Here is a 26,235-nt window from a genome sequence, read left to right as displayed (position 1 = left end):
TCACCAATCGGCATTTTTCGACATAACGAGAAAGGGTTATTTAGAGAACAATTGTCTATGCATCTTAAGCTTATAGTTACAATGGAGGTATCTTCTGATACCTCCATTGCTAAGCTATTTCATAATTGAGCGCACAATTTTCACTTTCTGTTTATATGGCGGGAATAGCACATTTGTCTCCAGCTTGGAAGATTTTTTCAAGATAGATTTCGGATGAGTAAAGTTTTCAAAGCTCGCTTTGCCATGGTATGCTTTCACACCTGATGGACCTACACCACCAAATGGTAAATGTAAATTCCCAACATGTGTGATAGTGTCGTTAATACATCCCCCACCAAATGGTAATTCTTCTAAAAAGTATTGCATGGCTTTTTCATGTTCTGAGAAGAAGTATGCCGCTAAAGGCTTCGGTAATTGCCGGATTTGATGAATAGCAAGTGGCAAATCATTATACATCATAACAGGTAAGATAGGACCAAATAGTTCTTCCTGCATGGATGGACTTGTCCATTTTACATATTCAACGATTGTAGGTTCAATATATAAATCATCCCGATCTATTCGTCCACCATATGTAATGGCATCACGTTCTTCCACAATTATTTGCTGTAAACGATCAAATTGTTTTAAATTGACGATACGTCCATAATCAGGGCTTTTTAAAGGATTTTTGCCATAAAATGAACGGATTGTTTCTTTTAATATTTTCATAAAACGATCATAAACATCTTTGTGTACAAGCAGATAATCAGGGGCCACACATGTCTGTCCAGTATTAGTAAATTTACCCCATACAATCCGCTTTGCCGCTACCTCTAGATTTGCTGTTTGATCGACAATTGCTGGACTTTTGCCACCAAGCTCTAAAGCAACTGGTGTCAAACGTTCTGCAGCAGCTTTTGCTACTACTTTACCAACGGCTACACTACCTGTAAAAAAGATATAATCGAAAGAAGCATGAATAAGAGCCGTAACCTCTTCCTTTTCACCTTCCACAACACGTACATATGAAGACGGGAATGTTTCCTCAATGATTTTTTTCACAATGGCTGCTGTGTGTACAGAGGTTTCTGATGGTTTGACGATTGCTGTGTTTCCTCCAACTATAGCACCAATTAGTGGCTCCATTACAAGTTGGAATGGATAATTAAATGGCCCGATAATTAATGTTACGCCATAGGGCTCACGAACAATAAAGCTCTTGCCCATTTGATATTGTATCGGTGTTTTGACTGCTTCTGGTTCCATCCATTCTTCTACATGTTTTACCATATATGAAATACTATCTAATACAATGCCAATTTCTGTTGCATACGCTTCAAATTCACTTTTACGAAGGTCTACGTAAAGCGCATTCAATATTTCCTTCTCATATTTTAAAATTGATGTTTTTAATTTCTTTAATTGCTCTTTTCTAAATTTCACACTTTTTGTAGCACGGGAAAAATAAAATTGACGTTGCTCTGTAATCATATTTTCCACATCTTGTGACGTAAAATTCATCAATAAAGCACCCCTTTTTTAAAATGGCATACATAGTTTTTTCATTTTGAAACAAACTATCTTTGTCTATACGATACAACATCGAGAGGCAAAAATCCTCTTTCTACATCGAGGGGGTGAAATAGCAATATTTGAAATGAAATGTTTTAGTTTTTTCATCTCGGGAAATATACAACTACATATTAAAACCGAAACGGGGGCGTAGATGAATGACAACAACAACAGGAACATGGTGGGAGTCCATTTTTTCTGGACCATTATCGCATGGAATTTGTGAAGAAAAAATATTGCTATTGCAAGATGAGGCTTTCTTATATCTCTCTACAATACCTGTGGAGAATGAAGAAATTCCAGAAGGAAATTAAAAAATAACGCATTATAGGATGCCCCTATAATGCGTTTTCATTTATTCTAATTAACAATGCATACTTGTTGCAACTGATCTAATTGTGCTTTAAGTCTACTGATGGCCTCTTCTTCAATCGCAAAGCCGCCCTCTTCCAAACGTATAATTTGTTTATCTACAATGTAAACAGAATTGGTAATGGAAGTGGCTCCTAGTACAGCTAATACTGGCTTTAATGCATATTCCAATGCTAACAAATGACTGATCGAACCGCCTACAGCAATGGGGAGTATAGCCTTTTCGAGCAAGGCTTTTTGCGGCAGTAGATCCAAGTAAGTCTTCAAAATCCCTGTATAGGATGCTTTATAAATTGGTGTAAGGATAACTATAAAATCTGCTTCCTTAACATGCTCATTTTCAGACTGTATTTGCTTACTAGAAAAATTCGCTGTTACTAAATCTGTAGCTGGGAGCTCATGTATATAATTTGAGTGAGCCTCTACTCCTTGTGCAATGAAATGATTCTCCACCTTTTCATGAATGGCGGTAACTCTAGAATTTTTCGAATTACTTCCATTAATAATGACTGCTTTTGTCATCTTGCCCACTCCTTTTATCAATATTATAAAAAAGGCCCCTACTCTACAAATTGATGAAACATCATTTTGTAAAATAGAAGCCTCTAGATGTCTAGTTAACTTAAAATTCCTAGTATTCTTATAAAATTAATTTATCATGAATTTCTAGAATGTCAACAGCTTTTTATTGGTGTATTGCTTTCCCAAACACAGCTTTAGCTACATCTCCAATATGCTCTGATACAGTAGGATGTGGAAAAATCATATGCGCAAGTGATCGAGCTGTACCACCAGCATTTTTTGTTGCTAATAGGGCATTAAGCATTTCTGTTGCACCATCAGCTACTACGCAAGCCCCTAAAATTTCCCCATTATCCTTCGATGAAATTAGCTTCACAAAGCCTTCCGTATTCCCCTCCATTAATGCCTTTGGGTTTGTTTGTAGTGGCATTTTGGTTACAATGTACGGTGCCTTGACTTGCTCTTCTAGTAAACCAAATGTAGCAATTTCAGGGTTTGTATAAACACAACGTGGAATGCTTGTTTGATCAATTGGTATTGGTTGATTTCCTACAATATAATCGACAACGTAAATTCCTTCAGCACTGGCAGAATGTGCAAGTTGATAACCACCCACTAAGTCACCTATCGCATAAATATTCGGCAGGCTTGTTTCAAAATGCTCATTAACAGCGATTAATCGACCATCAAAAGCTAATCCTAGTTGCTCAGCAATTTCTATATTGGGACGACGTCCAGTAGCAAATAAAAGGTTTTCATATGTATAAGATCCTTTAGATGTATGAATGATATTACCTTCAAATTTTTCAAATTGAAAATCTGTCACAAGTTCAATACCAAGTTTCTTCATCTTTTCTCGAATCAGCGGTCTTGCATCCGCCTCTTCCGTTTGTAAAATATCCTCGCTATGATTAAGCACTGTTACCTTTGTACCAAGTGGTGCTAAACTAAACGCCATTTCAATGGCAATTACGCCCCCGCCAATGATTGTTAGCTGGGCTGGAAGCTTGTCTATCTCAAAAAATGTGTCCGTCGTATAGTAGGTGGATGTCTCTAACCCTTCGAATCGTGGAACAAAGGGTTTACTACCTGTCGCTAAAATTATATCTGATGCCATTATCGTCTCATTCCCGATAGTTATCGTTAAGTCCTTTACGATTGAAGCTTCACCACGATATAAAGTTATATGATTATCGATAATATATTGCTCAATGTTTGTTAGTAGTTCATGAATAATTGTATCTTTCCGTTGCATTAGTCGAGGAAAATTAATTTCCACTTTAGGCACTTCTATTCCCCAGCTATTCCCTCTTTTTATTTCCTGCACAAGTTTACTATGCTCCAATAAAATCTTTGATGGAATGCAGCCAACATTATAGCAGGCTCCTCCCAATTTATCTCGTTCGATGAGTGCTACTTTTTTGCCATTCTTGGCTGCATGTATGGCAGCCACATAGCCACCTGGTCCCGCCCCAATAATAGCAATATCAAAATTTTCCATAATTTTCACCTCATGTACCACCATATCATTTGCAAATTTTGAATGCAATGACAGACATAGTAAAAGCCTTTCATTACAACGAAAGGCCTTTTGACTTATTTGTTAACGTTTATGAGCATACGTTTCTCTTTCGCAGGTATGAGGCTTACTCTCCGTGGGTATTCGCTTCTCTTTCGTGAGTATTCGACGCTCATTGATTTAATAAATATTTCGCTGCCAAAATCGTTGTTGAGCAATGGCAGCTACAAACTTTTTCGGAAAATCTTTATTACCTGTAGCTAAAATGATTCCCGGCCCTACATTGGCATTCGACATATTAAAGAAGGTTGTGCCAGATGCAGCAAATCCTATAGGCTTAAAGTGACGATATGCTTCATTTATATAATTGACGATATAAGTATTGAATTTCGCCTGATTACTTGCCTTTACGCCAACAACATATAACGAGTCAAATAATACAGCATCGGTTGTAATAAATGTGTCAGTAGCCGTTAATTGCACACCATTATTCCCTATTACCACACCTAGTCGATCAGAGATTATGCTATAGCGCACACCTTGTCTTGTTAAATATTTCAATACTTCCCCGACTTCATTTGCATCAAAGCCATCACCAATTAAAACGCCTACTTTCAGCGTATAAGGCAATTTAACGGTATTGGCTTGGCTCAGTGCAGGTGAAGAGGCCGTTACCTTAGACTGCTCACCACTAGGTCGATTAACACCAACGTTGTCTGCTACTGTGGTAGCCATTACTTTATCCACATGAACAAACATATCCACTACTTGCTGTCGAACAGATTTACTTTTCACTTTTCCTACTTCGAAGCTAAAGGCATCGATAATGTGTTGTTTTTCAGGTGGAGACATGCTGTTCCAAAATAGCCTTGCTTGTGAAAAGTGATCGTCAAAGGATTTACTCCGCGCTCTCGTAATTCTTCCCTCAACCTTTTCCTCGTAATGAACATATCCGCCTTCTCTTGCAGTAGAGGTGGCTGGTGTATTATTTGCTAATGAATTTTTATGATAGCTTACCCTGCCTAAATTAATGGTCTGTCGACTAAAGCCATTACGTTGATTGTTATGCACGGGGCAAATCGGGCGATTAATAGGAATTTCAGCAAAATTCGGTCCACCTAATCGAATCAATTGTGTATCTAAATAGGAGAACAATCGACCTTGTAGTAGAGGATCATTGGTAAAATCTATGCCAGGCACAACATTACCTGGATGAAAGGCAACTTGCTCTGTTTCAGCAAAGACATTATCCACATTGCGATTTAAGGTCATCTTTCCAATTTTCTTCACAGGTACTAGTTCCTCCGGCCAAAGCTTAGTCGCATCTAAAATATCAAAATCAAATTTAAATTCATCCTCAGGCTCTAGTATCTGTATGCCTAACTCAAACTCTGGATAATCTCCAATTTCGATGGCTTCCCATAAATCTCTTCGTTGAAAATCTGGATCCTTCCCTGCAATTATTTGGGCTTCATCCCAAACAAGAGAATGCACTCCTAGCACAGGCTTCCAATGAAATTTCACAAATCTTGATCTTCCCTTATCATTGACGAAACGGAATGTATGCACACCGAAACCTTCCATCATACGAAAGCTTCGAGGAATGGCACGGTCAGACATTACCCACATTACCATATGTGCAATTTCCTGATTACTGGCTACAAAATCCCAAAAAGTATCGTGTGCGGAGGCTGCTTGTGGCATTTCATTATGAGGCTCAGGCTTTACGGCATGAATTAAATCGGGAAACTTAATGGCATCCTGAATAAAAAATACAGGGATGTTATTACCAACTAAATCATAATTCCCCTCATCCGTATAAAATTTTGTGGCAAACCCACGTACATCACGAGCTGTGTCCATTGAACCTAAGCTCCCTACCACTGTCGAAAATCTGACAAAAACAGGTGTCTTCTTTTTCGGATCCTGCAAAAATTTTGCCTTCGTATATTCCGACATGGATTCATATAATTCAAACTCGCCATGTGCTGCAAAACCTCTGGCATGTACAACACGCTCTGGAATACGCTCATGATCAAAATGGGTAATTTTTTCTCTAAGATGAAAATCCTCCATAATTGTCGGACCACGAACACCTGCCTTTAACGAATCCTCATCATTGGACACCCTTAGTCCCTGATTAGTTGTCATTTTCGTACCCTCATTCTCGACACGAAACTGCTCTAATTGATGATCCTTTGGGTTTCCTTCTACATTTTTGGATTGATTCGACTTTGAGTTATCCACGCAATCCCCTTTCATACATGTACTAATTTCGCTCCATATACACTATATGTTTTGGAAAAAGAAACATGCCTTCCTTTCGACGAAGCATTATGGAAAGATAAAAACAGGCTTCTATTTGTTAATAGAAAACCTGCTCAATCTTAAAATATGTATCGTATCATTTCATGTATGTTACAGTATGGGTTGTCACGGCTCTCTGTCTCTCGGAGTGCCATCATATCTGTGCAATTTTTAATTGCTACCTCATGTCGTAATGCAATAGGGGCTATGATGGATTCATCAGCCTTATGCCGGAAATAACGACTCACACCAAGGTGCTGTTCCATTTTGTCATTGAGGACAGCACGGGGATATTTTTCTGTACTATCAACTTCCTCAAAATGCAAGAGTAACCACAATTCAAATGCTTCATTTGTATACGCAATATGAATACTTTTTTCCTCACAAAATTGATTTACTTCCTCTAGTTGCTTTTCAGTTAGATCATCCTTATCAAATACAATCCAAACTTCATCAAAGTATTGGTAGCTGGAATCTCGATAAGCATGTTGGGCAAGCTTGATCGCTGAACGTTTAACGTTTTTTATTTTGACGCTAACCATCTTAGAGCGCTTTAAAATACGCATTTGTTCAAAATAGATGCGTTCTGTTTCACCTTCACAATAAATTAAAATAGTTTTACGCAGTGTTCGGCTCCCTTGTTGACGTACTCTCACTGCTCAGATACCTCCGCTTCTTCTAAGTATTGTTCAGATAAATACTCATTAATGACAGGCGTTGCACCAAATTCCCCTTTCATATAGCGTTTCGCATAAGAAAGATCTCCACGTTTCTTTTGTAAATCTGCAAAATCAAATAAGGAATATAGTTCCGATTCATTTTTAAAGCTTTTATTAACAAACCAAATTTGATCGGCGCGTAGTGGCTGATCAAGTAATTCTATTTCATGACTTGTCACGACAAATTGATTACTGCTATTGCGTTTGCTATTCATAATGGCCATTAAAAACTCACAAATCGATACATGGAAGGCTGTGTCGAATTCGTCTATAAAAATGGTTTTTCCTTTATTATAAGCATCCACCATCACACAGGCTAAATGTAGCATTCGCACGGTGCCCTTAGAATCCATTGTCCAATTAATTGTTTTTGTCCCTATCGGTGCACCTGCTTCATCAAATGATAAATAATGTAGATCAATATCTACTTCTTGAATCACCTCAGGCGAATCAAATTCATAGCCAATTGTATTTTTCTCTCTGCGTTCCACACGTCTAGCCGTGACATCTTGAATGGAGAGGTCTGCAATTTTTAGCAGTTTGATCACTTCCTTTTTAAAGGGCTCCTCTTCAAGTTTACGAATAAGGGGATGACTTGATAACCGATTTGCTTCATCTAGGAAAAGAATTTTATGTAAAAACCAATCGAATATCTTTAAAGCGTCTGGATCATTAAAAACATGTAATACGGATAGAAAGGCTGTATTATTACGTGTATATTTTGTCAATTCCTGTGAAGCTGTTTGAAATGTCTCATAAGAATATTCTGTACCATCCCATTGTCTGACAAATAGCTCTTCCTTCAGTGACTTGTTCGTTTTCACAAGACGTTCATAGAGAACTTGAGAAGCATTATACTGTATTTCATAATCATATAAAGCTCCGTCCAAAAAAAGCGATATCATAAACTCTGTTGGTTTGTCTTGCTGACTTCCTAACTTAAACGGTTGATAGGGTAGACGTAACTGCTTTACATTATTTAAGTTTTCAAAATTAAAAAGCAAGGAACGTAATACTTTAATAGCCGTAAACAGATTAGATTTTCCGCTTCCATTTGGACCAAAAATAAATGCGCTTTTTACAAGACGAAGTGTATCAAACTGAATTGTATGGGTATCCTTCCATTTTCGTAGGCGACTTCCAGCTACCATTGAAAACAACGTATCATCTTTATAACTTAAACAATTCTTTACTCTAAAATCTACAAGCATATGTAAGCCTCCGTCCACAACCATTTCTTTAATGAATTATTATACTATAGACATAGAAAAAGACATATTACGCAATGTAATATAAATTGAATGCAAAACATCACTTTAAATGCCCAAGATTCAGTCATATCAAGGGTTTTCATCTTATATATGCTAAAACAATTATGCACAATAAAGCATAATGAAGTATGTTTTTGGGGCTAAGTGGGGCTGGATTGGGGCTAAAAAATACGGCGAGCGTGTGTACAGGGATGTGTGAGTGAGATTGGGGCTAATATGCTTCAATCTTTTTTGTTGGTCAATTATAAGAATAAATTACTCACATAAAAATTAGCACTACTAGGAACAGTGCATTTCTAAATAAAAGCCTTCCACAAATGATGTGGAAGGTAATGAGTTTGGCTATTCGATTCCTAACAATTGTTTCGCTTGCTGAGCTGCTAAGTTTTTCAATAAATCAAAGGAAAGTTTAGCAATTTCCAATCCTTTTTCTTGAGCAACATTTTTTGTTTTATTCCATATAGTATCGTCTTCTATATTACTTAAATAATCTTGCCCAGCCCATGTTAACTGAACATTTATAATACTACATGAACCATCTAAATAATCATGAGCTTCGAAATCTAATAAGTGATTCTGTCTCATAATTTCTAAATGATATTTTAATAATTTATCTCTTTCAGCTTGCTCTACTTGACCTTGATTATCTGGAATAATTATCAAATTATATTCTGATACATTATCTGCTGTATCAATTAACAATTTACGTACTAATTCCATATCTCTTCTCATAGGATACCTACTTCCTTTCCAAAGTTATAAACTTAATTTCGACAAAAGGAAAGGATTCCCTCTTACTTATTAGACAAAAAATTAACGCTAGCTTATGCTGTGTTTATTTTAATTCCAATATTTATAATCCACAATAAAAAAACACCTGCCGTAGCAAGTGCTTTTTTTCTCACTCCCCAAAGAGGTGTCTGTTTCTAATTTCATGTTTTCAGACACACCGAGCTTCTATTTCATTGGTAGTTGTCTTGCTAGGTTGCTCTGCTGGCTCGTTAATCTGTAGATCCCTGAGCGCTTTAATATTTTTTTCTAATTCTTCGATTTTCTTTTTTATCTCGTATAAATAATCTTCTCCAATACGTGCAATTACTCCGTAACGATCATAATCCCAAGCAACGTAATAAATTTCTTCTTTTTTCTTTATTGGTTCCCATTTAGCGAAATAGCCGTCATTTAACTCGTTTTGCATAAGTTGTGCCTTTTCTAATGCAATCGAAATATCCAGTACCATGTCTGTTATAAGGTTGTAATTAGTTAAGTGTTGTGAATGCTGCTGCATGTTCTCATTCCCCTTTTTCATCTATTATTATTTTGTTGCTACTGCATTCAAAAGTAATTGTTTGTTACGATCAGACATTACACGCCATTCTTTAACCGTTACTTTCATTTGCACTCACTTCCTTTCTTATTAAAATATTTCTGTTGGTCCATTATGTTCTGATAACCAATTGTAGAAAGGTACTGGTCGTACATTTACAGGCTTTTTCTTCATATAAGATGTATTTATTGCGGAATGCTTACCTACACGCTGTATAGCTTTGCTGTAAGCTCCTACGAATACTGCACGTAATGTCTTTGTAACTGTCAGCACACCGTCTCTAATATCGTTAGCCATTTTAAAAATGATATCTTTGGCCAATATAAATTCCTGAATGTTGCATACATTGGATGCAAGTACCACTTTATGCAAATCGTCTTTCAAATTCTCTGGAAGAGGTAATGAATGCATAAAGTCATAAAGCATTTGCTGATATTCATTCATAAACTCTTTACATGCTTCATTTTCAGCATGAGCTCGGTTATAGACTTCTTGTAATGGAGCTACCTTACATTCTTCTAAAGGCTTGTTATAACTTTCACAAGCATCTAATTTATACGGCAAAATAATATATATGTTTGCTCCACGACCTCCCTTTACCTTTGTAGTTTTCTGTCTCTTAATGATTCCTAGCGATTCTAATTTTGAAATAGCACGATAAACTGTCTTTGTGCTGATCTCCAATGCTGCAGCAATTGTGGCAGCTTTCAAATGACAAGCCCCTGGATACTCCAACGCATGGCTAGCAAGTTTGAAAACGATGGCACGTTCTGATTCTGTTAAATCATAGTAATGAGCCGCAATATGTTCCTCAACTGCTGTGTCCATGTCTGCTACTGATTCAAATGTTTTATAAGTTGCTAAGTATTCAAATGCCATCGTTTTCACCTCACTTTCCTGTATCAACTGACTAGTTCATTTACTGATTAATATTTGATGATAAACATTTCCTCACTAACATTTTAACTCCACAAGGTTAATATATCACTCTGAAAAGTTAATGTAAAGTTATATTTTAACCTTTCAAGGTTACTTTTTAATACTTTGGGAAACAATTTAACTTCAAAAGTGCTATAATCAAACTAAAAAAGAGGTCTTCTAATGGTTATAAAATCAAATTTAAGAATTTTAATGGCTGAACATCGTATTGATGGAATATCAGCATTAATGGAGAAGTCGGGACTTAGTAGAAATGCTATTAATCGGTTGTATAAAGGAACTGATGAGGAAATGAAATCGACGAATTTAAAAACCTTAATAACACTATGCGAAGTCTTTGAATGTAAACTATCTGATTTATTAGAGTTCACTCCAGAGACAAAAAAGTAAAATTAACACAGCAAAAAAACAGCTACTCATTAAGAGAGCTGTTTTTCTTTTCTCCATAATAAAAAGCAACCACATTTCTGCAGCTGCTTGATTATATATTAATTATTAAGAGCATGTTTTAAAAGATTAAAGGAATAAATGATTAAGATTCAAAATATATAGGTTTATGCTTAGCCTTCCAACGGATTTCAGCATTTCAACGGTGGGACATCGCGGTGGGACATTTCATTATCTAGTAAATTATATAATAGAAAGGTTTATACCCATCTACCACTTGTTCCACAATTAGGTAAATATGATATATTAATAGATAGAATATACTTTATTTTGGAGGTAATAATAATGGTATTGAACAATAATTTTAGAAAAATAAACGAACCCGAAACTTATATGGAGATTGAAGGTTTTGATATCCGTATAGCAGTAACAAAAATAAAAAGTTATATAGAAACATTTAGTCATGCTAATATATCACTTACATATACGAATAAAAGTGAACATTCTAACGATGATTTGGAAACCAATTTTTTAAGAAAAACTCACTGTCGTCACGCGATATTAGATTTAAATAATAGTTTTGATTTATTAGTACAAATCCCTTGGTTCACATTTAGAATATGGGAATTTTTCAATGCTGGTGGTAGCCTGCGAACAAATAAACTCAATAACAACATTACAAGAAATACCGAAGATTGGGTTTCCGAAGCTGAAAAAAGCTGTAATGTCAAAAAAGTAATGAAGTATTTTGAAAATAGTAACGATCCCAACATTAAAGCACTAAAATTAAAATTCAAGGCATTTACAGACGATTATATTTTCAACGAAACAAAACCATTTACTATTAGAACGTTAGTAAATCAAATGAAACACAATCATAGTTTAAATTTTAAGGAATTCTACGTCCCAAATAATTTAAATCTCAACGTCAATGGAGAAGTTGTTAATCTTAAAGATATAAATTTAAAGTTACAAATTAATCAAAAATTTCATGAAATAAACTCACCTAGCAAAGAACTAGGAGAAATGAAAATCAGCTATGATAATGATTTAAAAATAGATATACATTATAAAAATGGGGAAGAATTTTTTGCCGAAGACTATCTAAGACTCAATAAGATGGTTAGTATTGATGATATCTATTCCGAAGCAATTCAATATGGTAACGCCCTTAGTCTATTGTATGAGGATCTTTTAAAAGCACTAGAACCCGAATTTGTTAATAATCCTGTGTTCTCTAATCAAAAAATCACTACAACTTCTAGTATAAATTTAGACAATCACTTCAAAAATATAGAGTAAATTTCACTACAGAAAAAGACTTGGTACGTGAACCAAGTCTTTTCTATACACTTAATTCTTAAAATCCTCATAAATTTGCAAAAGATAGGTGGAGATTGTCATAGTTGAGTTAACTATAAGCTCCGCTTCTCTTTTACCTACCTTTACTCGCTTACTACCTACTCCATGGGCATCACTATTGGTATTTCTCATTTCTACTATTGCTTGAATAATTTTTTCTACCCCAGATAGTAATGAATTGATACGTTTATCATATTCGTTATTTTGATTGAGATTAAGTAGTTTTTTTACTTCAGCATGAAGTTTATTTATATTTCCTTTTGCGGTTATTTCCAACTTACTATCTTCTAAGATAAAGATAAGTACTTCTTCTAATAATGTCCTACTTTTAGTAATAACACTATCAAAATTTCCATTTAATAAATCTTCTTTTGAACGCTCTTTTAATGAAATAACATAAGGTAAATCAATAATCGCAGGAATTTCTTCTTGGACTATATGTATCGAATCTTTAGTTACTAATTTAAATTGGCCATTGATTTTTCTCATTTCATGCCCACTAAAAATTAAGATATTATTTATATTTTTTATAGTTGCATCTATTATTGAACGATGTTTATCTTTGATTTCTTCTGCACTTCCACCAGTTATATGTCCTTCGAAACGTTGTAATGAAAATAAATAGATCAATAAATCAGAAACGCGGTTTTCTAATATCAAATACTCCATTAAATCGTCCATATAAACCCATCTACTTTTCCCACCACCGTTCCAACTATATGTTTCATTGAGTCCAAATCGGGTACTAATATCACATAAATTTGGACCACTCAAATAAGGTAAAGTAACTTGTTCATCATTCAAATTCATTTCTTTATCACCAATTAAAATATCAATAATGCTACGCTGCCTTAATAAGTCCAAAGATGCCATTAGGCTTTTCTCTCCCCCACAGTATTATAAATAACAAGTAATCTAATATTAACAAGGGCAATAAACAATAATCGAACCTTAGTATTTTTCGCCCCAATAGGTTTTTATTTTCTTTTCAAAAAATGTTATCGCACACTCATGTATCTCGCTTTTAGGATCTACTTTTAATAGATTTGAAATATCATTCGTTGTAATTTTTCTTTCAGGCTTCGCCTTTATTGCACTTGGTAAACGGAAACCCATTTCATTTAATTGTTTTGCTACAGTTGCAAGTTCAGCACTTTCAACATATAGCTTCAACGCCCATTCTTCCCAAGTATTAGGTTTAAAATTTTCGTAGACTATCTTCATACGTTCTAACCATTCCAAACGTTCTTTAAATTTTGCCACACTATTTGTCAACAGTTCTATTTAATGTTCTTCTTTCTTAATCATGTTCTCCAAAGAGGATATTCTGTCATAAATAACATTATCATCATTAAAACTCATAAATATTATTCTCCTTTTCGTCATTTAGTAGTGTTTTCTAATATTTTTCTCCATTATATAATAATCACATTCCACATGGAAACAAGTGTCATTAATAGAAATTTAGTCCCATGTATTATAAAATAAATCTAGGAGGTGTAATGCTGTGATTGAAAAATTTTATAATGATTTTTTCAATAAGTTTTTACTTAGACCATTAATAACGGTAGGTGTATTTTTAGGAATATATGTAGCTATTCAAATTATTTCATAAATGACTCACTCAAAACGAGTGGGCATATACATAATAAAAAACACCTACCAAAGTAAGTGTTTTACATAATTAAATTAAAGACACCTTTCTCGGAGGGTATCTTAATATGATTGGATACGTTTTTCAAGTTCTTTATAAAAAATATCAGATTTAAAACTTAAAAAGGCTGCAACTGCTCTTAAACTTTCAATTGCTAATAAATCAAGAAATCTACTATCTTTAAAATCATTTGGATGCAACATTTCATTTCTGTTTTGTCTTGTTTCATGTAGAAATTGTCTCATCTGGTCACTTATTAGTTCTTTTTCCCATGCAAGATCAATATTTTTTTCAAAATATTGCTTTGGGCTTTCATCATTTTCCCTTAACAATTTCACTAATTCACTTTCTAGTATAACTTGTGCTAATGCTATTACAGCTACATCATATTTAAGCACAAAGCAAGATTCTAATTGTGAAAATACAGTTCCATCGATTGTTTCAGTAACGCGATCTATAAATATATACGTCTGTCCTTCAAATATTTCATCAAATATTTTTACTCTTTCAATATCCTTCTCTATCGATAATTCCACATTTTTTACCCCTTTCATTCTAATAAGTTAATTATCACATCCTTAATTAATTTCAATTACTATACTATATTTTATAAAAAAATGAAATCTTTTACTGTTCTAGTCAGTTATTAAGCGGTGATAAGTGCTACCAATTAACTGTTCCTATTATAGATGAGAATTTTCTTCCGAACACGGAGCTTAAACGCTCAACCATCTTACTTATACGCACCAATAATACATCTCTTGATGTACTATCAACTGTTAATAACCTTCTGAATTGATAAATAACAAAACACCTACCCAAAGGTAAGTGTCTATTTAAACAAACTATTAAGCTGTTTCAAAACTCTCTTTTCATTCTTCCTCAGTTGTTGCACCGATGTCGGCTTAATTTTTGGCACTGGCCCTTCAATATCATTAGAGATTTTTTTTGAACGTTGCTCTGCAGCTTCTGTATCTGCATCATAGTATACCTCAATGAATTTAAGATGCTTTTTCACAACCTCACGTAATAGTTCATAATCAACCTTTTTTCGCTCTATAAAGTACTGCTGTAGCACTTCCACATCTTGTGTGGGTAAACTATCCATAATAGAGCAAAAACGCTCATATCCCCTCTCTAAGCGGTCTATTTGACGTTTCCTGTTCTCTTTCTCCGCAATAATCATTAAAGCGAGTCGTTCGGTTCCTTTAGTTATACTTACATTTTCATCATAAGAGGTAACACCGTATGAAAACTCATACAATTCCTGAAAGTATTGTTCCGCTGATCGTTTTAAATACTTGGCCAACTCATTTGACGTTGCATCCTTCCACAAGCAATACATGGTGTTACGGATCCTGGCTTCCATAACTGGAACATCGTTATCCGATACACTACTTATTTCATACCTTGTACCAGCTGTAATGGCTGCTATTTGCTCTCCAAACTCTTCGTTAATCATTGCTAGATTCACAGACCATCACCTCACTTTTCATAAAACCGTAATATTTTTAGAATTTCCGAATGCTTGTTATAAATATAATTTGCGCTATATTCTAATTCACTTGCTATTGATTCCAATGTCTTTCCTTCTACATATTTACGGTATAAAATTTTTTGTTCCAATGAATCAAACCTAGAAATCAGCTGTTCGAACTGTGCTTTACGCTCTACACAAAATTGTAATTGACTTTCTGTATCTTGCTTTCCTTGTTCATTCAGTTCTGGATCCGTCAGTTTAAACTGTAAATACTCTAGCTTTTCCAACAAACTAGCATAATCTTTCAACCAAAATGCCATATTTGAAACCACCTTATTATTTAACGACTTCCTACAACAATGCCTTATCAATTTTGGAAATTAACTCTAATCGACTATTGTTGCACCCAACTTGCACAATGGATGTTTTATAAGCCGGATTTTCTACTATACTGATTTCTACTAATTCTGCACGTTGTATTAACCTAAGCTTTTTACTCCCTCTTTTTGTCTCTTTATATTCTGCATTTTTAAATCCTACTGAGACATGATTTACTTGCCCATCTCTTACCAAATTGTAAAGTAAGCGATTTTCATTGTTATTTTCTAATTCAATACGAAATGACAAACCTCTTTCATCTTCGAATAATGTAAGTTGTCCAGCTTCTGCACTTGCAAAATCAAAAGAGGTGATGTGGGAATATCGAACAGTTTGATTACGATTTTTTATAGAGTCTACAAAGGAACCTGGTAGGAACTGTTCGTAAAATCTTCCTTGGTCATCATGGATACACGCTCGTTCATTCCAACAAAGCGCGTATCCACTAATAACTAAAGGTTTCGTCATGGCCGTTTCATAACCTCATTTGTGATTTGACCGTAAAAATCAATAATTCGTTCAATGTGGCCTTCCCTAATACGTGGATCAAATTCCAGTGTTACAGGAATGGTAAATCTTTTACTTGGTTGGTTCGGATAAGATGGTTTTTGTGAAGCTGCTACCTTCTGGTACTCTTTATCAATAGTGTTTTTAATTTCATTACTAAAATGACTGGCTGATCTCTTTATCTCGCCATATAGTTTCAAAAGGTCGAAATATTGCTTTTGAGCATTTAATACTTTCTCAGCCATTTCATCGAGCTTATTTTTTGAAGTGTTTAATACTAACTCCATTTCAGTTGAGATTTTCGATACATCATACAGTTCAATCGATTCAACTGCTTGCAAATTCTTAATTTCAGTTTCTTCATTGGAAATTTTACGTTGTAATTCTTCAATTTTCTTCGCACATTCTTCTGTAGAAAGTTTGTTAAAGAATCTTTTAGGATTAAGTAAACTATAGCTATTATTTAATAGAATTCCTTCCAATTGTATGATTTCTTCCTGAGACTCTTTAATTGCTTTCTTCTTTTTTTCTATTAAGGCTGGCTTATCATCCACTAACATTAATAACTCAGCAAATGAAGGAACCATTTTTAAAAGGTCTTTACTTTTAAATTGCGATAACAATTCAGCTTTACTTAATTTTGGTCTTTTTGGACCGACGGCTGTAAACATACCATTTTTAAGTAGTGACAGTGCTGTTGTAAAGGCATGTGTTTTCTCCATATATTCCTTTTGTGCCTGTTGGCGCATATTCTCATTCTTATGTTGCAATAATTTACTAGAGGCATAGTATTCTTCTTCAATCTTTAAAAATGCTTCTCGATCTCTTTTAGGTAATTTATCGACTAATGCTTTATATTCAATCATCCTTATTTCATCTCCTTGAAATTGGAGCGTGTACACAATCATACACGCTCATTGTTGGGTTATTTCTTCAACACTTTATTAATCTTAATAATTAATGCATGTCGCTTTTCATAAAGATCTTTTCCGCGTTTATACGTTTCAATAGCAGCTGCACGCGACTCTGTAAATGTTGAAGCATGTTCAATTCGTTTCATAACTTTCACCTCCTTTCAGATAGCACCCTTTGCCAATTTAAAATGTGATACATGGAGAGAAAGGCAAAAGTGGTTTTAGAACATCCCCGTTTTTTCATGCAATAGTTTGTCACACTTGTTTTGTCACACTACTACAATGTGACAAACACTTTAAAGATTAATTTGATGCGGTTTACAACGTTTAATTATCGTACTTTTTGTCACACTACTACTCGAAGTACTACATTTACTGAAATCATAAGAAACGTTGATATAACTACGTTTTTTTATACTTTATATATTTGTCACACTAAAAAATTTTCAAAAAAACTTTTTGAGGCGCACGTTTATATGCTCATACGGTCTACAGCAAAATGGCCAAAATTATAATTTGGTAGGGGGACTATATTCGAATGTAACCAATGTGATTTGCTAAACAATTAATAATATAATTCCGTTTACGTAGCACACGTTGGACAGACATATATAATGCATCTGCAACGTCTATCCATTCATGACAAGCTGTTGACTTATCCCAGTAACGCATATTAATAATTGTTCTTAGCTCTTCATCAAACGTTTCATACAATTGCTCAATAGCTTCCACAAGTGTTTGAAGGTTTTTGAAATATAAAGATTTCATTTCATCTTTTGATGCTTTTGATAATTCTTTCTTGAAGTCTTGATAGCAGATCCAGTAAGACTCTAACTTCTGAATATCAATTCGATTAGGTGCTATTGTATTCATTGAAACAACCTTTCTATAAACAAAAGAAGCCCAATAACATACACATCACTGTGCTGCTACTGGACTTCATGAGTCTCTATGATTATTTAACTTTGAATCGATTGATAGTCTTGCAGCCTGATCGTGTGCATTGTACTTCTAACTCACAATCATTCGTACTAACTTCATACTCTTTATTTGCTTTGAGTAATAGCTTCCTACACTTAGTGCATCGTATCTCTTTCATCACTTTGCCTCTTTCTTATCAACTTCCACTGATATCTTAATACCATACTCATTTGCTAATCTGATATTATCTAAATCATCCCAATCGATATTAATACTATAGTTATGTGGAATGACTTCATTACTTCCAACAAGGCCTTTTAATTTACACATGGTTATACGTGTACCGTTGTATTCTTCCTTACCGTGTTTATGCAATCCACCACATATACAACATTGTGGAATAAAAATCCCTATATCAGATTTCCTTTCAAATTCGTAGAAATAACCTTTATTTGTTGGCACATAAGCTAAAATTTCTTTATCACTCATTCCTTGAAACATTTCTTCTCTTTTACGTTTTGCATCCTGAATCATTGCCTTAGTTATTCGTTTATTTTCATTTAACTCCACTTAATTCACCTCATTAAACACCTATATTATTTAAAATGCGTTACCTTCTGCTACCTTCTGTTACCCTCTTAAACCCTTATATATCAGTGTTTCTTCTGATTTTTGCTCAAAAAAGGTAGCGCATTTACCCCCTATTTTTCTTTTATAAAATAAAAAAATATTCTTATATAAATATATAAAATATAAAGAAGTTGAATTTATCTGTTACCATCTGTTACTTATCTCTAAACCCTTGATATGACTGAACTTGTGAGGTAGCAGTTATCTGTTACTGGTAACGCATTTAATCTATTTTTTTAATGGAAACCATGGAAAACGGTAAATTTTCAGTCGTTTTCGTGATGGAAATTCCATCACGTTTTAAAAAAAGGTGTTGATATATCAACGTGTTTCCCTAGGGAAAATATCAAACGCATGAAAAAGGTATTTTATTCGTTAAAAGGTAGCGCATTTTATAAATTAATCACTAACAAAGATGCGTTTATTTTTACCGTCTATTTTTTGCTGCCTAGTAGCATAACCGAAAAGTTGTTTAATCTGCTTACTAAAACTAATGTTGCTCACTGGATTAAATCCATTTTCACTGCAATAAACCTTGTACTGTAAATAGACATCACCAACAACAGATCGCTCCAGCTCCACATCTTCATTTGTAACAAAGCTAATAATTGGGTTATTTTCTTCTTGATACTTTTGTAGCTCTTTTTCTACAACTTTTGATTTTGTAAATCCTTTATTTTCAAGCAACCGCTTTAATGCGTTGAGTGTTAAATTCAACATATATTGCATCGATTCATCTGAAATTAATTTCTGCCTTATTAACGGATCGTAGTCTTCATCTGAAATATCAAATTTTGCATTAAAAGGGACAATGAATAACCTTCTAACTAATCCATTGGAATAATCATTAATTCGCGGCATTTCATTAGCTGAGAAAATTAACTTAGCGTAATTTTTAAAATCAAATGGATCTTTTCCCTTACGCTCCACGTTTAACCGTTCACCTGTTGCAAGCTTTTTAAAAATAGATGATTCTTTGATATACCCTTTTGAAATATCATCACCGATATTAACTAACTTTCCAAATAACTCAGCTGTTTTAAAGCGTTGGTCCAGCTCTTTTAAATCTAATGACGAAAGATTATTCTCACCGACAAGTGCAGCTAAAATTTCTAAATATGATGATTTACCATTGGAGCCGTTACCTGTCAAAATAAATGAATAAGAATAACGACAATCCCTTAATATTGAATAACCCAATATTTCCTCTAAGATGGACCGTATTTTTTTATCATGGACCGCAATTTTATTTAGAGTACGATCAGTCACCTCATAATAAGCACCTGGTACATAAGCAATTGGAATTTTGTTACGTGTAATAATTTCAGGTGAAAAGTCTTGTAGCTGCCATGTCTCTAAATTAAACACACCATTTTTCATGACAATGTATTGGGTTGAAGCAAACTGTTTTTCCTTTGCATTGAGCTGTATATATGCCAATGTTTCTTGTCGTCTAGCCCTGGTCAATGAAGAAATATGTTTAACCATCATTCGCTCAATGTCTTCCTCACGATCCGAATACACACCGTCGTGGTAAATATGCAGTACGTTCGCTATTTTACAAATGTGATGTTCATTTATTAAGAAGTCACCGAATTTATCATGATGAAATACACCTTTGATGAAAAACGATTCTTTCATAAATGCTTCATCACGTAAAATAATATTCAGTTCATTCTTATCAACTGGTTCCTCTAAAATATAGTTGTTGATAATTGAAATGGTCTCTTTAATATCTTTCTTGGCCATGCCCTGCGACTGCATTTTTAAAATGTAAGTAAACAACTTATCGTTACGTCCGTCACCATCTGACAGCTTGGCTAAGTTAGGATTTTTCTTGTTGTAAGGATACAACCAAACTGGCAAAGGGTCATGTTCTTCACACTTACGGAGCCATTTACGTACTTGGCCATTTATTTTTAGTGGATCTGCAGTATTTTTAATTCCCAACTTATAGTCACAATGAATGCCGATATTGGAATACCATTTAATTTTATTCGCTGTTAAATCGTAGCCTTTAAAGTAAAAGTGCATGCCATTGTTCGTTTGTAATACTGAACATTTAATGTCCTTATTTTCTACTATGTCGAGTACTATTTCAGCTTCATCCATATCATCAACATCGACCATAATAAATTCATCGGCCAAAATACCAACATAGGAATCTTCTAATCTAGCTGTATTGTAAGAAAGTAGCTTGCTACCATCTTTGAATGCAGTAGCAGCATGCTTACCATTTCCCCGTAAATATCCTTTATACATCTACTCACCTACTTTCAGTACACACGCCGCCAAACTGTGTAATTTCACCACTCACTTGTAATTTCATTTATAATTTCAAAAGCTTGTCGATATGGCCACCATCGCTTGCGATTCTTTTTGATTTCAATCGCTCTCATTCGCACATCACAAGTGATTACATCCTCCAACCATCGCTTTGACATACAAGTTAACTCTGCCATTTTGTCTATATCAACTAGCCAAAGAACCTCTCTCATCTCTTCATTCAATTTTTGCTCGATATATTGTCGAATAGCTACTTTATCAAGATTTACTTCAATATGTGCTGGTAACATTTTTTCACCTTCCTTACATTCTTTTTATTATTTAACTTACATCTAATCACCAATTATCTTAAAAATCGAATCAAAGTCAGCTTGCATTGCTCTACAGATTTTTATTGCAGTCTCTGGCCTTGGTGACTGCTTACCATTAGAAATTCTGATTAATGCTGCTTCCGAAATGCCACTCGATTTAGCGAAATTACGTTTAGAGAATCCAAGTTTAATTATTTTTTCATTAAACTCGCTTTTAGATTTCAAAATAATCAATACATCTACCCCTTTCTATAATTAATAAACAAAACAAATTAACCAACATATTGGTTAAAATAACTTATATACTGATAATAATGTCGTTTTGATTCATTGTCAATCCATTTTGATTAGTATATTGGTTATTTTGATTACAATGTGGTATTATTACGTCAAATATAAAAGAGAGATAAGGTGAATTTTATGGGGTTTGTGCATTGTAATTTGCGAGTGCTAATGGCAGAAAGGGGTCTAAACATTCAAAATGTAAAAGATAAAACTACTTTATCTAGAACTACTATTTCAAACCTTTATAATAACAATGGTTCAGGAGTTCAGTATGATACATTAGTTCAATTGTGTACTTTATTAAAATGCACTCCTGGGGATATATTAACTTTCGTTGATATTTCTTTGAATTTTGAAGATATTACAACTAACACTGATGTTAATACAATGATTAGTTCTCATGTTTTAGATTCAAGTGACGATTCTGGCTACGATTTTCTTTCTCAAATTACAACTTCGTTAATTATTGAATGCAAGCTATTTCATGAGGGTAATGATTTGCATTTTAAATTTAAAGTAGACATTACAGCTAACCTAGATGAAGAACAACATATTGATTTCGATAAAGTAACATCGAAGGAATTTACGTCATCTTTAGATAGTTTAAATGCACCTTTATACGTTAAGGATTACATTAATGAAAAATTAGATTTATTTTTATTTGAATGGATCAGTGATTATGTAAATGCCTTTGAGTTTGAAAAGTAATTATTTCACTCACCTATTCCTGTACACACGCCGCCAAGCATGAAAGGAATGGACAAGGTGAAGTTATTTAAATCAACAAAAGAACCTGAATTATATCACTATTTCAATGCTAGTAAAGAAAAATTGTGGATGTACCGTCATAAGTATTATGATGCTGCTAATAAACGTAGAGAAAAAAAGAAAAGTGGCTTTAAAACAGAAAAAGCAGCGTTGAAAGCCCTTCTGGAAGTAAAGGCTGCAACGCTGCGTGGTGAAACAAAACATATAGAAAATGATAACCTAACTGTTGGCCAATGGCTAGATATATGGTATGAAACGAACCATAAAAAGTGGAAGGTCAATACCCGTCTTCAAAGAGAAGCAGCCATTCGCCTTCATTTAACACCTATTTTAGGCCATTATAAACTTCAAAAGCTTGATAAAATAACGTATGAACGCGAATTTATTAATAAACTAGATGGACAATTTAACCAAAGCTCCATTCGATTATGGCATACAATTTTCAAAATAGCTATGAATGCAGCTGTGGAGAATGAACTAATTTCTCGAAATCGCATTACTAAAGTAACTTTTCCAAACGTAGAAGAAGAGACAAAAGAATTGAATTATCTCTCTCCTGATCAACTAGTTACATTCCTAGATAACGCAAAACAAAATGAAAGCATCACCAATTACAGTTTTTTGTTGACTATCGCCTATACTGGTATTCGTAAAGGTGAAGCTATGGGTTTGCAATGGAGAAATATCGACTTTGTTAATAATACAATTAAAATTGAACGTACCCGCGATGATCGAGGAGCTCGTCCACCTAAAACGAAAAATAGCTATAGAACAATTTTAGTTGATGCTGTAGTTATGAAACAATTAAAAACATATCAAAAATGGTGTAAACAAAAATTGTTATCGTATGGGAAAAAGTTAAGTGAAAATGATGATACTTATGTATTTATTTCGGAATATACGGCTGAACCTGTTCTAGCTGGACAATCAAAAAGAATTGTCGACAGAATTACTAAAAGAACATCGCTTCCTAAAATAACTGTACATGGTTTGCGTCATACACACTGTACCATTTTGTTGAATCGAGGAGTAAATGTTAAGGTAATAGCTGAAAGATTGGGTAACACTGCTGATATGGTTTATAAGGTGTATGGCCATGTATTAAAAGAAATGGAAACTGAATCTGTATTGTTATTTAGTCAAAGTTTACAAACAATTGGGGCCAAAGGTGGGGCTAATCAATAGAAAAACAGGCTAGAAACATTGATACAAAAGGGTTTCTAGCCTATATAACATATTACGCAATGTAATATGTCTTATTACTTTATTGTCCCTTTATCCACTTTTTTGTTGAATTTCTGCTAATGATTCATTTTGTAGCGCATGCAATGTACGTTCAATGCCTTCTGCAAAAGAAATTTTAGGCTTCCAACCAATTGCATTGGCTAACTTATTATTATTTAAAAACGAATGCTCAATATCCCCTTCTCGTGCTGGAGCATATTGAATTTCAAGTGGATGGTTTAAGTGTTGGAGCAGTAAGATGACCTGGTGAATAGACCAAGCCTCATTAGTGGATACATTATACGTGCCTTGTAAACGTGCAGATACACCTGCGTATATAGCATCAGCAATATCGTCTACATAAATAAAATCTCGCGTTTGTTCACCATCACCATAAATTGTAAATGATTTACCTGCCATACTACTTTTTAACATACTTGGAATCACAGCTGCTTCACCTTGCATTTGCTGTCTTGGCCCGAAAACATTGGCAAATCTATAAATAAGAACGGGCAAACGATAATCTTTTTGCCATTTCTCACAGTAGGTTTCGCCAATGCTCTTGTTTAATCCGTACATAGATATTGGTTCACAGACATCTGATTCCTCTAATGGAGGATAGTGACTATCCCCGTAAACAGCTGCTGAGGAGGCAAAGACAAAGTGCTGTACCTTATACTTCGATGATAAAAAAAGCATTTGGCTAAGTCCAACTATATTTGTCAAAATATCCTTTACTGGCTCCTGGATAGATTGCTGCACGCTCGTTTGCGCTGCACAATGGACGACCACATCAAAGTTTATTTCCTTAAAGAGATGCTCGCAAACCTCATCCTCAACATTTAAAAGATAGGATTTATGCTCAAAGTCAACATTCCGTAGATGCCCTGTACTTAAATTATCAATAATATAAACCGTTGCACCTTCTTCAAAAAAACGCCTACCTACTGCACTGCCAATAAAACCATAGCCGCCTGTCACTAATACATTCATCCTATCGCCCCCAAAAACAATATGATGATTTATATGCAGTAATTACTAAAAATATGCAAGAAACTTATTTACTGGTAATTTTTCTCAAATTCTTTTTGCTAGATTGCTTCATTCCATAAGGATCTATTTTGAGCTACATAAAAAGCATGTTTGAAGGTTACTTCAAACATGCCCTAGCTATCTATTTTTAAGCTGGATTAATTTCTAATTCAACCGTTACTTTAATATCTTTCCCAACAAGGACTCCACCAGTTTCTAATGCTGCATTCCAAGTTAGACCAAAGTCTTCACGATTAATTGTTGTTTCAGCTTCAAAGCCGTATACTTCTTGACCCCATGGATTTGTGCCTTTCCCATTAAATTCTGTATCAAATGTTACTGATTTTGTAACGTCTTTAATTGTTAAATCACCAGTTACTGCATATTCATCGCCTGCTTTTTTAGCAATGTTTGTAGATTTAAACGTAATCGTTGGATATTTTTCGGCATCAAAGAAATCTGCTGCTTTTAAATGATTATCGCGATCTTCACTACGTGTATTTATGCTCGCTGGATCAATTGTAAAACTAATAGTAGCAGTTGTTAAATCTGCAAGATCTGCTGCTTCGATATCTGCTGAGTAATTGTCAAATACACCCTTAACTTTTGATACCATCATGTGTTTTACTTGAAAGTTAATTGCTGAGTGTCCTAAATCAATGTTCCATTTTGCCATTATAAATTCCTCCAATTGGTTGATTTTATCTCGATTTCGAGATATATTTTAAAATATGAAGCAACTACATCTTTTATGTTACCCAAAATTGGATAGGATAAACATTTGTAGTTACTTATTTGTTTACATCTTAGCTTATGAAAAGTTTTTAATTACTTTCTGTAACCTACTATATATTAATAATTTAGTTACGTCAAGTAATTAAAAATAAATTTTTAAAACATAAAAAAAGATGTCCGAGTCATCGGTACATCCCTCTCTATGTAATAAAAAGAATATCACCAATATTTGGTAATATTTAAGCGTAGCAATAAATTATTTTGCAAAAACCTCAAAAATACCAATCATGATAAGTAGCCACCCTGATATTGCTGTAGAATGCTTGCCAATAAACGTTTTTGCTAGTAAAGAGCCACATCTACTTCCCACTCCAACTGTGATAAAGGAAAATACGCCGATGGAAATGACTGTCCAAAGGGCTGAGATGCCATTTGCGCCTATTGCAATACCTCCTGCTAAACAGTTCGCTGACAAGACAAAGCCAAGTGCCATTGCTTCTCTTGTTGAGATCACTAGATTTTTATCTTCATCAAATAATTCGGGATTTCCTGCTATCCGCTGATTAGAAAAATTATTGGACATCAAAGTCCATAGACCAATCACACACAGTAGTAAACTCCCTAGTAAATTGGCAGTATGCGGTGAAATATACTCAACAACTGTGCTACCAGCTGTTACTGCGACATATGTGACAATCATCGACATAATAGCAATCACAGCATTTGATAAAATTGGAATTTTAACTTGTTTAACTCCATAGGCTAGACCAATCCCCAAGTTATCTAAATTCGCAGCAATTCCTATTAAGATAATTGTAATCCAATGCATAC

General features: G+C 34.2%; 30 protein-coding genes. 5 read left to right on the top strand and 25 right to left on the bottom strand.

Annotation, left to right across the window (positions count from 1 at the left end):
* Nucleotides 1-114 precede the first annotated feature (114 nt).
* Nucleotides 115-1,503: an aldehyde dehydrogenase gene (locus tag NY607_RS19890; RefSeq protein WP_259420248.1), complete on the bottom strand. Its 1,389-nt coding sequence runs from the start codon at nucleotides 1,501-1,503 to the stop codon at nucleotides 115-117.
* 209 nt (nucleotides 1,504-1,712) lie between these two features.
* Here NY607_RS19890 and NY607_RS19885 point away from each other — a divergent pair, with 209 nt between their 5' ends.
* The gene (locus NY607_RS19885; protein WP_193767414.1) at nucleotides 1,713-1,868 is read left to right on the top strand and encodes a hypothetical protein; all 156 of its coding nucleotides are present in this window, start codon (nucleotides 1,713-1,715) and stop codon (nucleotides 1,866-1,868) included.
* A gap of 46 nt (nucleotides 1,869-1,914) precedes the next feature.
* Here the strand turns inward: NY607_RS19885 and ssuE are convergent, their stop codons facing one another.
* From ssuE to NY607_RS19845, 8 genes are all read right to left on the bottom strand, one after another.
* Entirely contained in the window at nucleotides 1,915-2,448 is a 534-nt protein-coding gene (gene ssuE / locus NY607_RS19880; RefSeq protein WP_259420247.1) for an NADPH-dependent FMN reductase, read from the bottom strand.
* Nucleotides 2,449-2,611: 163 nt separating this feature from the next.
* Complete coding sequence (gene lpdA / locus NY607_RS19875; RefSeq protein WP_259420246.1) at nucleotides 2,612-3,949, bottom strand: dihydrolipoyl dehydrogenase; 1,338 nt, start codon at nucleotides 3,947-3,949, stop codon at nucleotides 2,612-2,614.
* Nucleotides 3,950-4,147: 198 nt separating this feature from the next.
* Nucleotides 4,148-6,229, bottom strand: a complete 2,082-nt coding sequence (locus NY607_RS19870; RefSeq protein WP_259420245.1) for a catalase — start codon at nucleotides 6,227-6,229, stop codon at nucleotides 4,148-4,150.
* Nucleotides 6,230-6,354: 125 nt separating this feature from the next.
* Entirely contained in the window at nucleotides 6,355-6,930 is a 576-nt protein-coding gene (locus NY607_RS19865; protein WP_131522050.1) for an RloB family protein, read from the bottom strand.
* Nucleotides 6,927-8,204: an AAA family ATPase gene (locus NY607_RS19860; protein WP_259420244.1), complete on the bottom strand. Its 1,278-nt coding sequence runs from the start codon at nucleotides 8,202-8,204 to the stop codon at nucleotides 6,927-6,929. The genes NY607_RS19865 and NY607_RS19860 overlap by 4 nt, the downstream gene beginning before the upstream one ends.
* 402 nt (nucleotides 8,205-8,606) lie before the next feature.
* Complete coding sequence (locus NY607_RS19855; protein WP_259420243.1) at nucleotides 8,607-8,984, bottom strand: DUF2513 domain-containing protein; 378 nt, start codon at nucleotides 8,982-8,984, stop codon at nucleotides 8,607-8,609.
* 220 nt (nucleotides 8,985-9,204) lie between these two features.
* Nucleotides 9,205-9,552, bottom strand: coding sequence for a hypothetical protein (locus NY607_RS19850; protein ID WP_259420242.1), 348 nt, complete (start codon nucleotides 9,550-9,552; stop codon nucleotides 9,205-9,207).
* A gap of 129 nt (nucleotides 9,553-9,681) precedes the next feature.
* Nucleotides 9,682-10,470 carry a helix-turn-helix domain-containing protein gene (locus tag NY607_RS19845; protein WP_259420241.1) on the bottom strand — a complete coding sequence of 263 codons (789 nt, stop codon included), beginning with the start codon at nucleotides 10,468-10,470 and terminating at the stop codon, nucleotides 9,682-9,684.
* Between the two features lie 222 nt (nucleotides 10,471-10,692).
* On the opposite strand from NY607_RS19845, the gene NY607_RS19840 reads away from it, so the two are divergent.
* Nucleotides 10,693-10,920: a helix-turn-helix domain-containing protein gene (locus NY607_RS19840; protein ID WP_202341343.1), complete on the top strand. Its 228-nt coding sequence runs from the start codon at nucleotides 10,693-10,695 to the stop codon at nucleotides 10,918-10,920.
* Nucleotides 10,921-11,262: 342 nt separating this feature from the next.
* On the top strand, nucleotides 11,263-12,219 hold the full coding sequence (locus tag NY607_RS19835) for a hypothetical protein (RefSeq protein ID WP_259420240.1): 957 nt from the start codon (nucleotides 11,263-11,265) through the stop codon (nucleotides 12,217-12,219).
* Nucleotides 12,220-12,270: 51 nt separating this feature from the next.
* Here NY607_RS19835 and NY607_RS19830 read toward each other — a convergent pair whose 3' ends face one another.
* The 13 genes from NY607_RS19830 to NY607_RS19770 form a co-directional block, all read right to left on the bottom strand.
* Nucleotides 12,271-13,152 (bottom strand): abortive infection family protein, encoded by an 882-nt coding sequence (locus NY607_RS19830; RefSeq protein ID WP_259420239.1) that lies wholly within the window; start codon nucleotides 13,150-13,152, stop codon nucleotides 12,271-12,273.
* 78 nt (nucleotides 13,153-13,230) lie between these two features.
* Nucleotides 13,231-13,542, bottom strand: coding sequence for a hypothetical protein (locus tag NY607_RS19825; RefSeq protein WP_259420238.1), 312 nt, complete (start codon nucleotides 13,540-13,542; stop codon nucleotides 13,231-13,233).
* Nucleotides 13,543-13,995: 453 nt separating this feature from the next.
* Complete coding sequence (locus tag NY607_RS19820) at nucleotides 13,996-14,469, bottom strand: hypothetical protein (RefSeq protein WP_259420237.1); 474 nt, start codon at nucleotides 14,467-14,469, stop codon at nucleotides 13,996-13,998.
* Between the two features lie 296 nt (nucleotides 14,470-14,765).
* Nucleotides 14,766-15,407: a hypothetical protein gene (locus NY607_RS19815; RefSeq protein WP_259420236.1), complete on the bottom strand. Its 642-nt coding sequence runs from the start codon at nucleotides 15,405-15,407 to the stop codon at nucleotides 14,766-14,768.
* Nucleotides 15,408-15,418: 11 nt separating this feature from the next.
* Complete coding sequence (locus NY607_RS19810; RefSeq protein ID WP_259420235.1) at nucleotides 15,419-15,733, bottom strand: sigma-70 RNA polymerase sigma factor region 4 domain-containing protein; 315 nt, start codon at nucleotides 15,731-15,733, stop codon at nucleotides 15,419-15,421.
* 31 nt (nucleotides 15,734-15,764) lie between these two features.
* Nucleotides 15,765-16,259, bottom strand: a complete 495-nt coding sequence (locus NY607_RS19805) for an HK97 family phage prohead protease (protein WP_259420234.1) — start codon at nucleotides 16,257-16,259, stop codon at nucleotides 15,765-15,767.
* Complete coding sequence (locus tag NY607_RS19800) at nucleotides 16,256-17,164, bottom strand: hypothetical protein (RefSeq protein WP_259420233.1); 909 nt, start codon at nucleotides 17,162-17,164, stop codon at nucleotides 16,256-16,258. Before NY607_RS19800 ends, NY607_RS19805 begins: the two co-directional genes overlap by 4 nt.
* A 59-nt stretch (nucleotides 17,165-17,223) precedes the next feature.
* On the bottom strand, nucleotides 17,224-17,358 hold the full coding sequence (locus NY607_RS19795) for a hypothetical protein (protein WP_259420232.1): 135 nt from the start codon (nucleotides 17,356-17,358) through the stop codon (nucleotides 17,224-17,226).
* A gap of 382 nt (nucleotides 17,359-17,740) precedes the next feature.
* Complete coding sequence (locus NY607_RS19790) at nucleotides 17,741-18,085, bottom strand: hypothetical protein (RefSeq protein ID WP_259420231.1); 345 nt, start codon at nucleotides 18,083-18,085, stop codon at nucleotides 17,741-17,743.
* 225 nt (nucleotides 18,086-18,310) lie between these two features.
* Nucleotides 18,311-18,703 (bottom strand): hypothetical protein, encoded by a 393-nt coding sequence (locus NY607_RS19785; RefSeq protein WP_259420230.1) that lies wholly within the window; start codon nucleotides 18,701-18,703, stop codon nucleotides 18,311-18,313.
* Nucleotides 18,704-19,162: 459 nt separating this feature from the next.
* Nucleotides 19,163-21,025, bottom strand: a complete 1,863-nt coding sequence (locus NY607_RS19780) for a DNA primase family protein (RefSeq protein ID WP_259420229.1) — start codon at nucleotides 21,023-21,025, stop codon at nucleotides 19,163-19,165.
* Between the two features lie 44 nt (nucleotides 21,026-21,069).
* Complete coding sequence (locus tag NY607_RS19775; protein ID WP_259420228.1) at nucleotides 21,070-21,339, bottom strand: hypothetical protein; 270 nt, start codon at nucleotides 21,337-21,339, stop codon at nucleotides 21,070-21,072.
* Nucleotides 21,340-21,381: 42 nt separating this feature from the next.
* Entirely contained in the window at nucleotides 21,382-21,594 is a 213-nt protein-coding gene (locus tag NY607_RS19770; protein ID WP_096363454.1) for a helix-turn-helix transcriptional regulator, read from the bottom strand.
* Between the two features lie 186 nt (nucleotides 21,595-21,780).
* Here NY607_RS19770 and NY607_RS19765 point away from each other — a divergent pair, with 186 nt between their 5' ends.
* Entirely contained in the window at nucleotides 21,781-22,353 is a 573-nt protein-coding gene (locus NY607_RS19765; protein WP_259420227.1) for a helix-turn-helix domain-containing protein, read from the top strand.
* 57 nt (nucleotides 22,354-22,410) lie between these two features.
* Nucleotides 22,411-23,598 carry a tyrosine-type recombinase/integrase gene (locus NY607_RS19760; protein ID WP_483869380.1) on the top strand — a complete coding sequence of 396 codons (1,188 nt, stop codon included), beginning with the start codon at nucleotides 22,411-22,413 and terminating at the stop codon, nucleotides 23,596-23,598.
* A gap of 90 nt (nucleotides 23,599-23,688) precedes the next feature.
* Here the strand turns inward: NY607_RS19760 and NY607_RS19755 are convergent, their stop codons facing one another.
* The 3 genes from NY607_RS19755 to NY607_RS19745 all read right to left on the bottom strand — a co-directional run bounded on the left by NY607_RS19755 (nucleotide 23,689) and on the right by NY607_RS19745 (nucleotide 26,233).
* Entirely contained in the window at nucleotides 23,689-24,630 is a 942-nt protein-coding gene (locus tag NY607_RS19755; RefSeq protein ID WP_259420225.1) for an NAD-dependent epimerase/dehydratase family protein, read from the bottom strand.
* Between the two features lie 187 nt (nucleotides 24,631-24,817).
* Nucleotides 24,818-25,345, bottom strand: coding sequence for a YceI family protein (locus NY607_RS19750; protein ID WP_131522053.1), 528 nt, complete (start codon nucleotides 25,343-25,345; stop codon nucleotides 24,818-24,820).
* Nucleotides 25,346-25,660: 315 nt separating this feature from the next.
* Complete coding sequence (locus NY607_RS19745; protein ID WP_131522054.1) at nucleotides 25,661-26,233, bottom strand: manganese efflux pump; 573 nt, start codon at nucleotides 26,231-26,233, stop codon at nucleotides 25,661-25,663.
* Between the last annotated feature and the right edge of the window lie 2 nt (nucleotides 26,234-26,235).

It is taken from the genome of Lysinibacillus sp. A4 (assembly GCF_024919535.1).
GTDB classification, from domain to species: Bacteria; Bacillota; Bacilli; order Bacillales_A; family Planococcaceae; genus Lysinibacillus; species Lysinibacillus capsici.
Note: the sequence above shows the minus strand (reverse complement) of the source record. Positions and strands in the feature narration are given on the sequence as shown.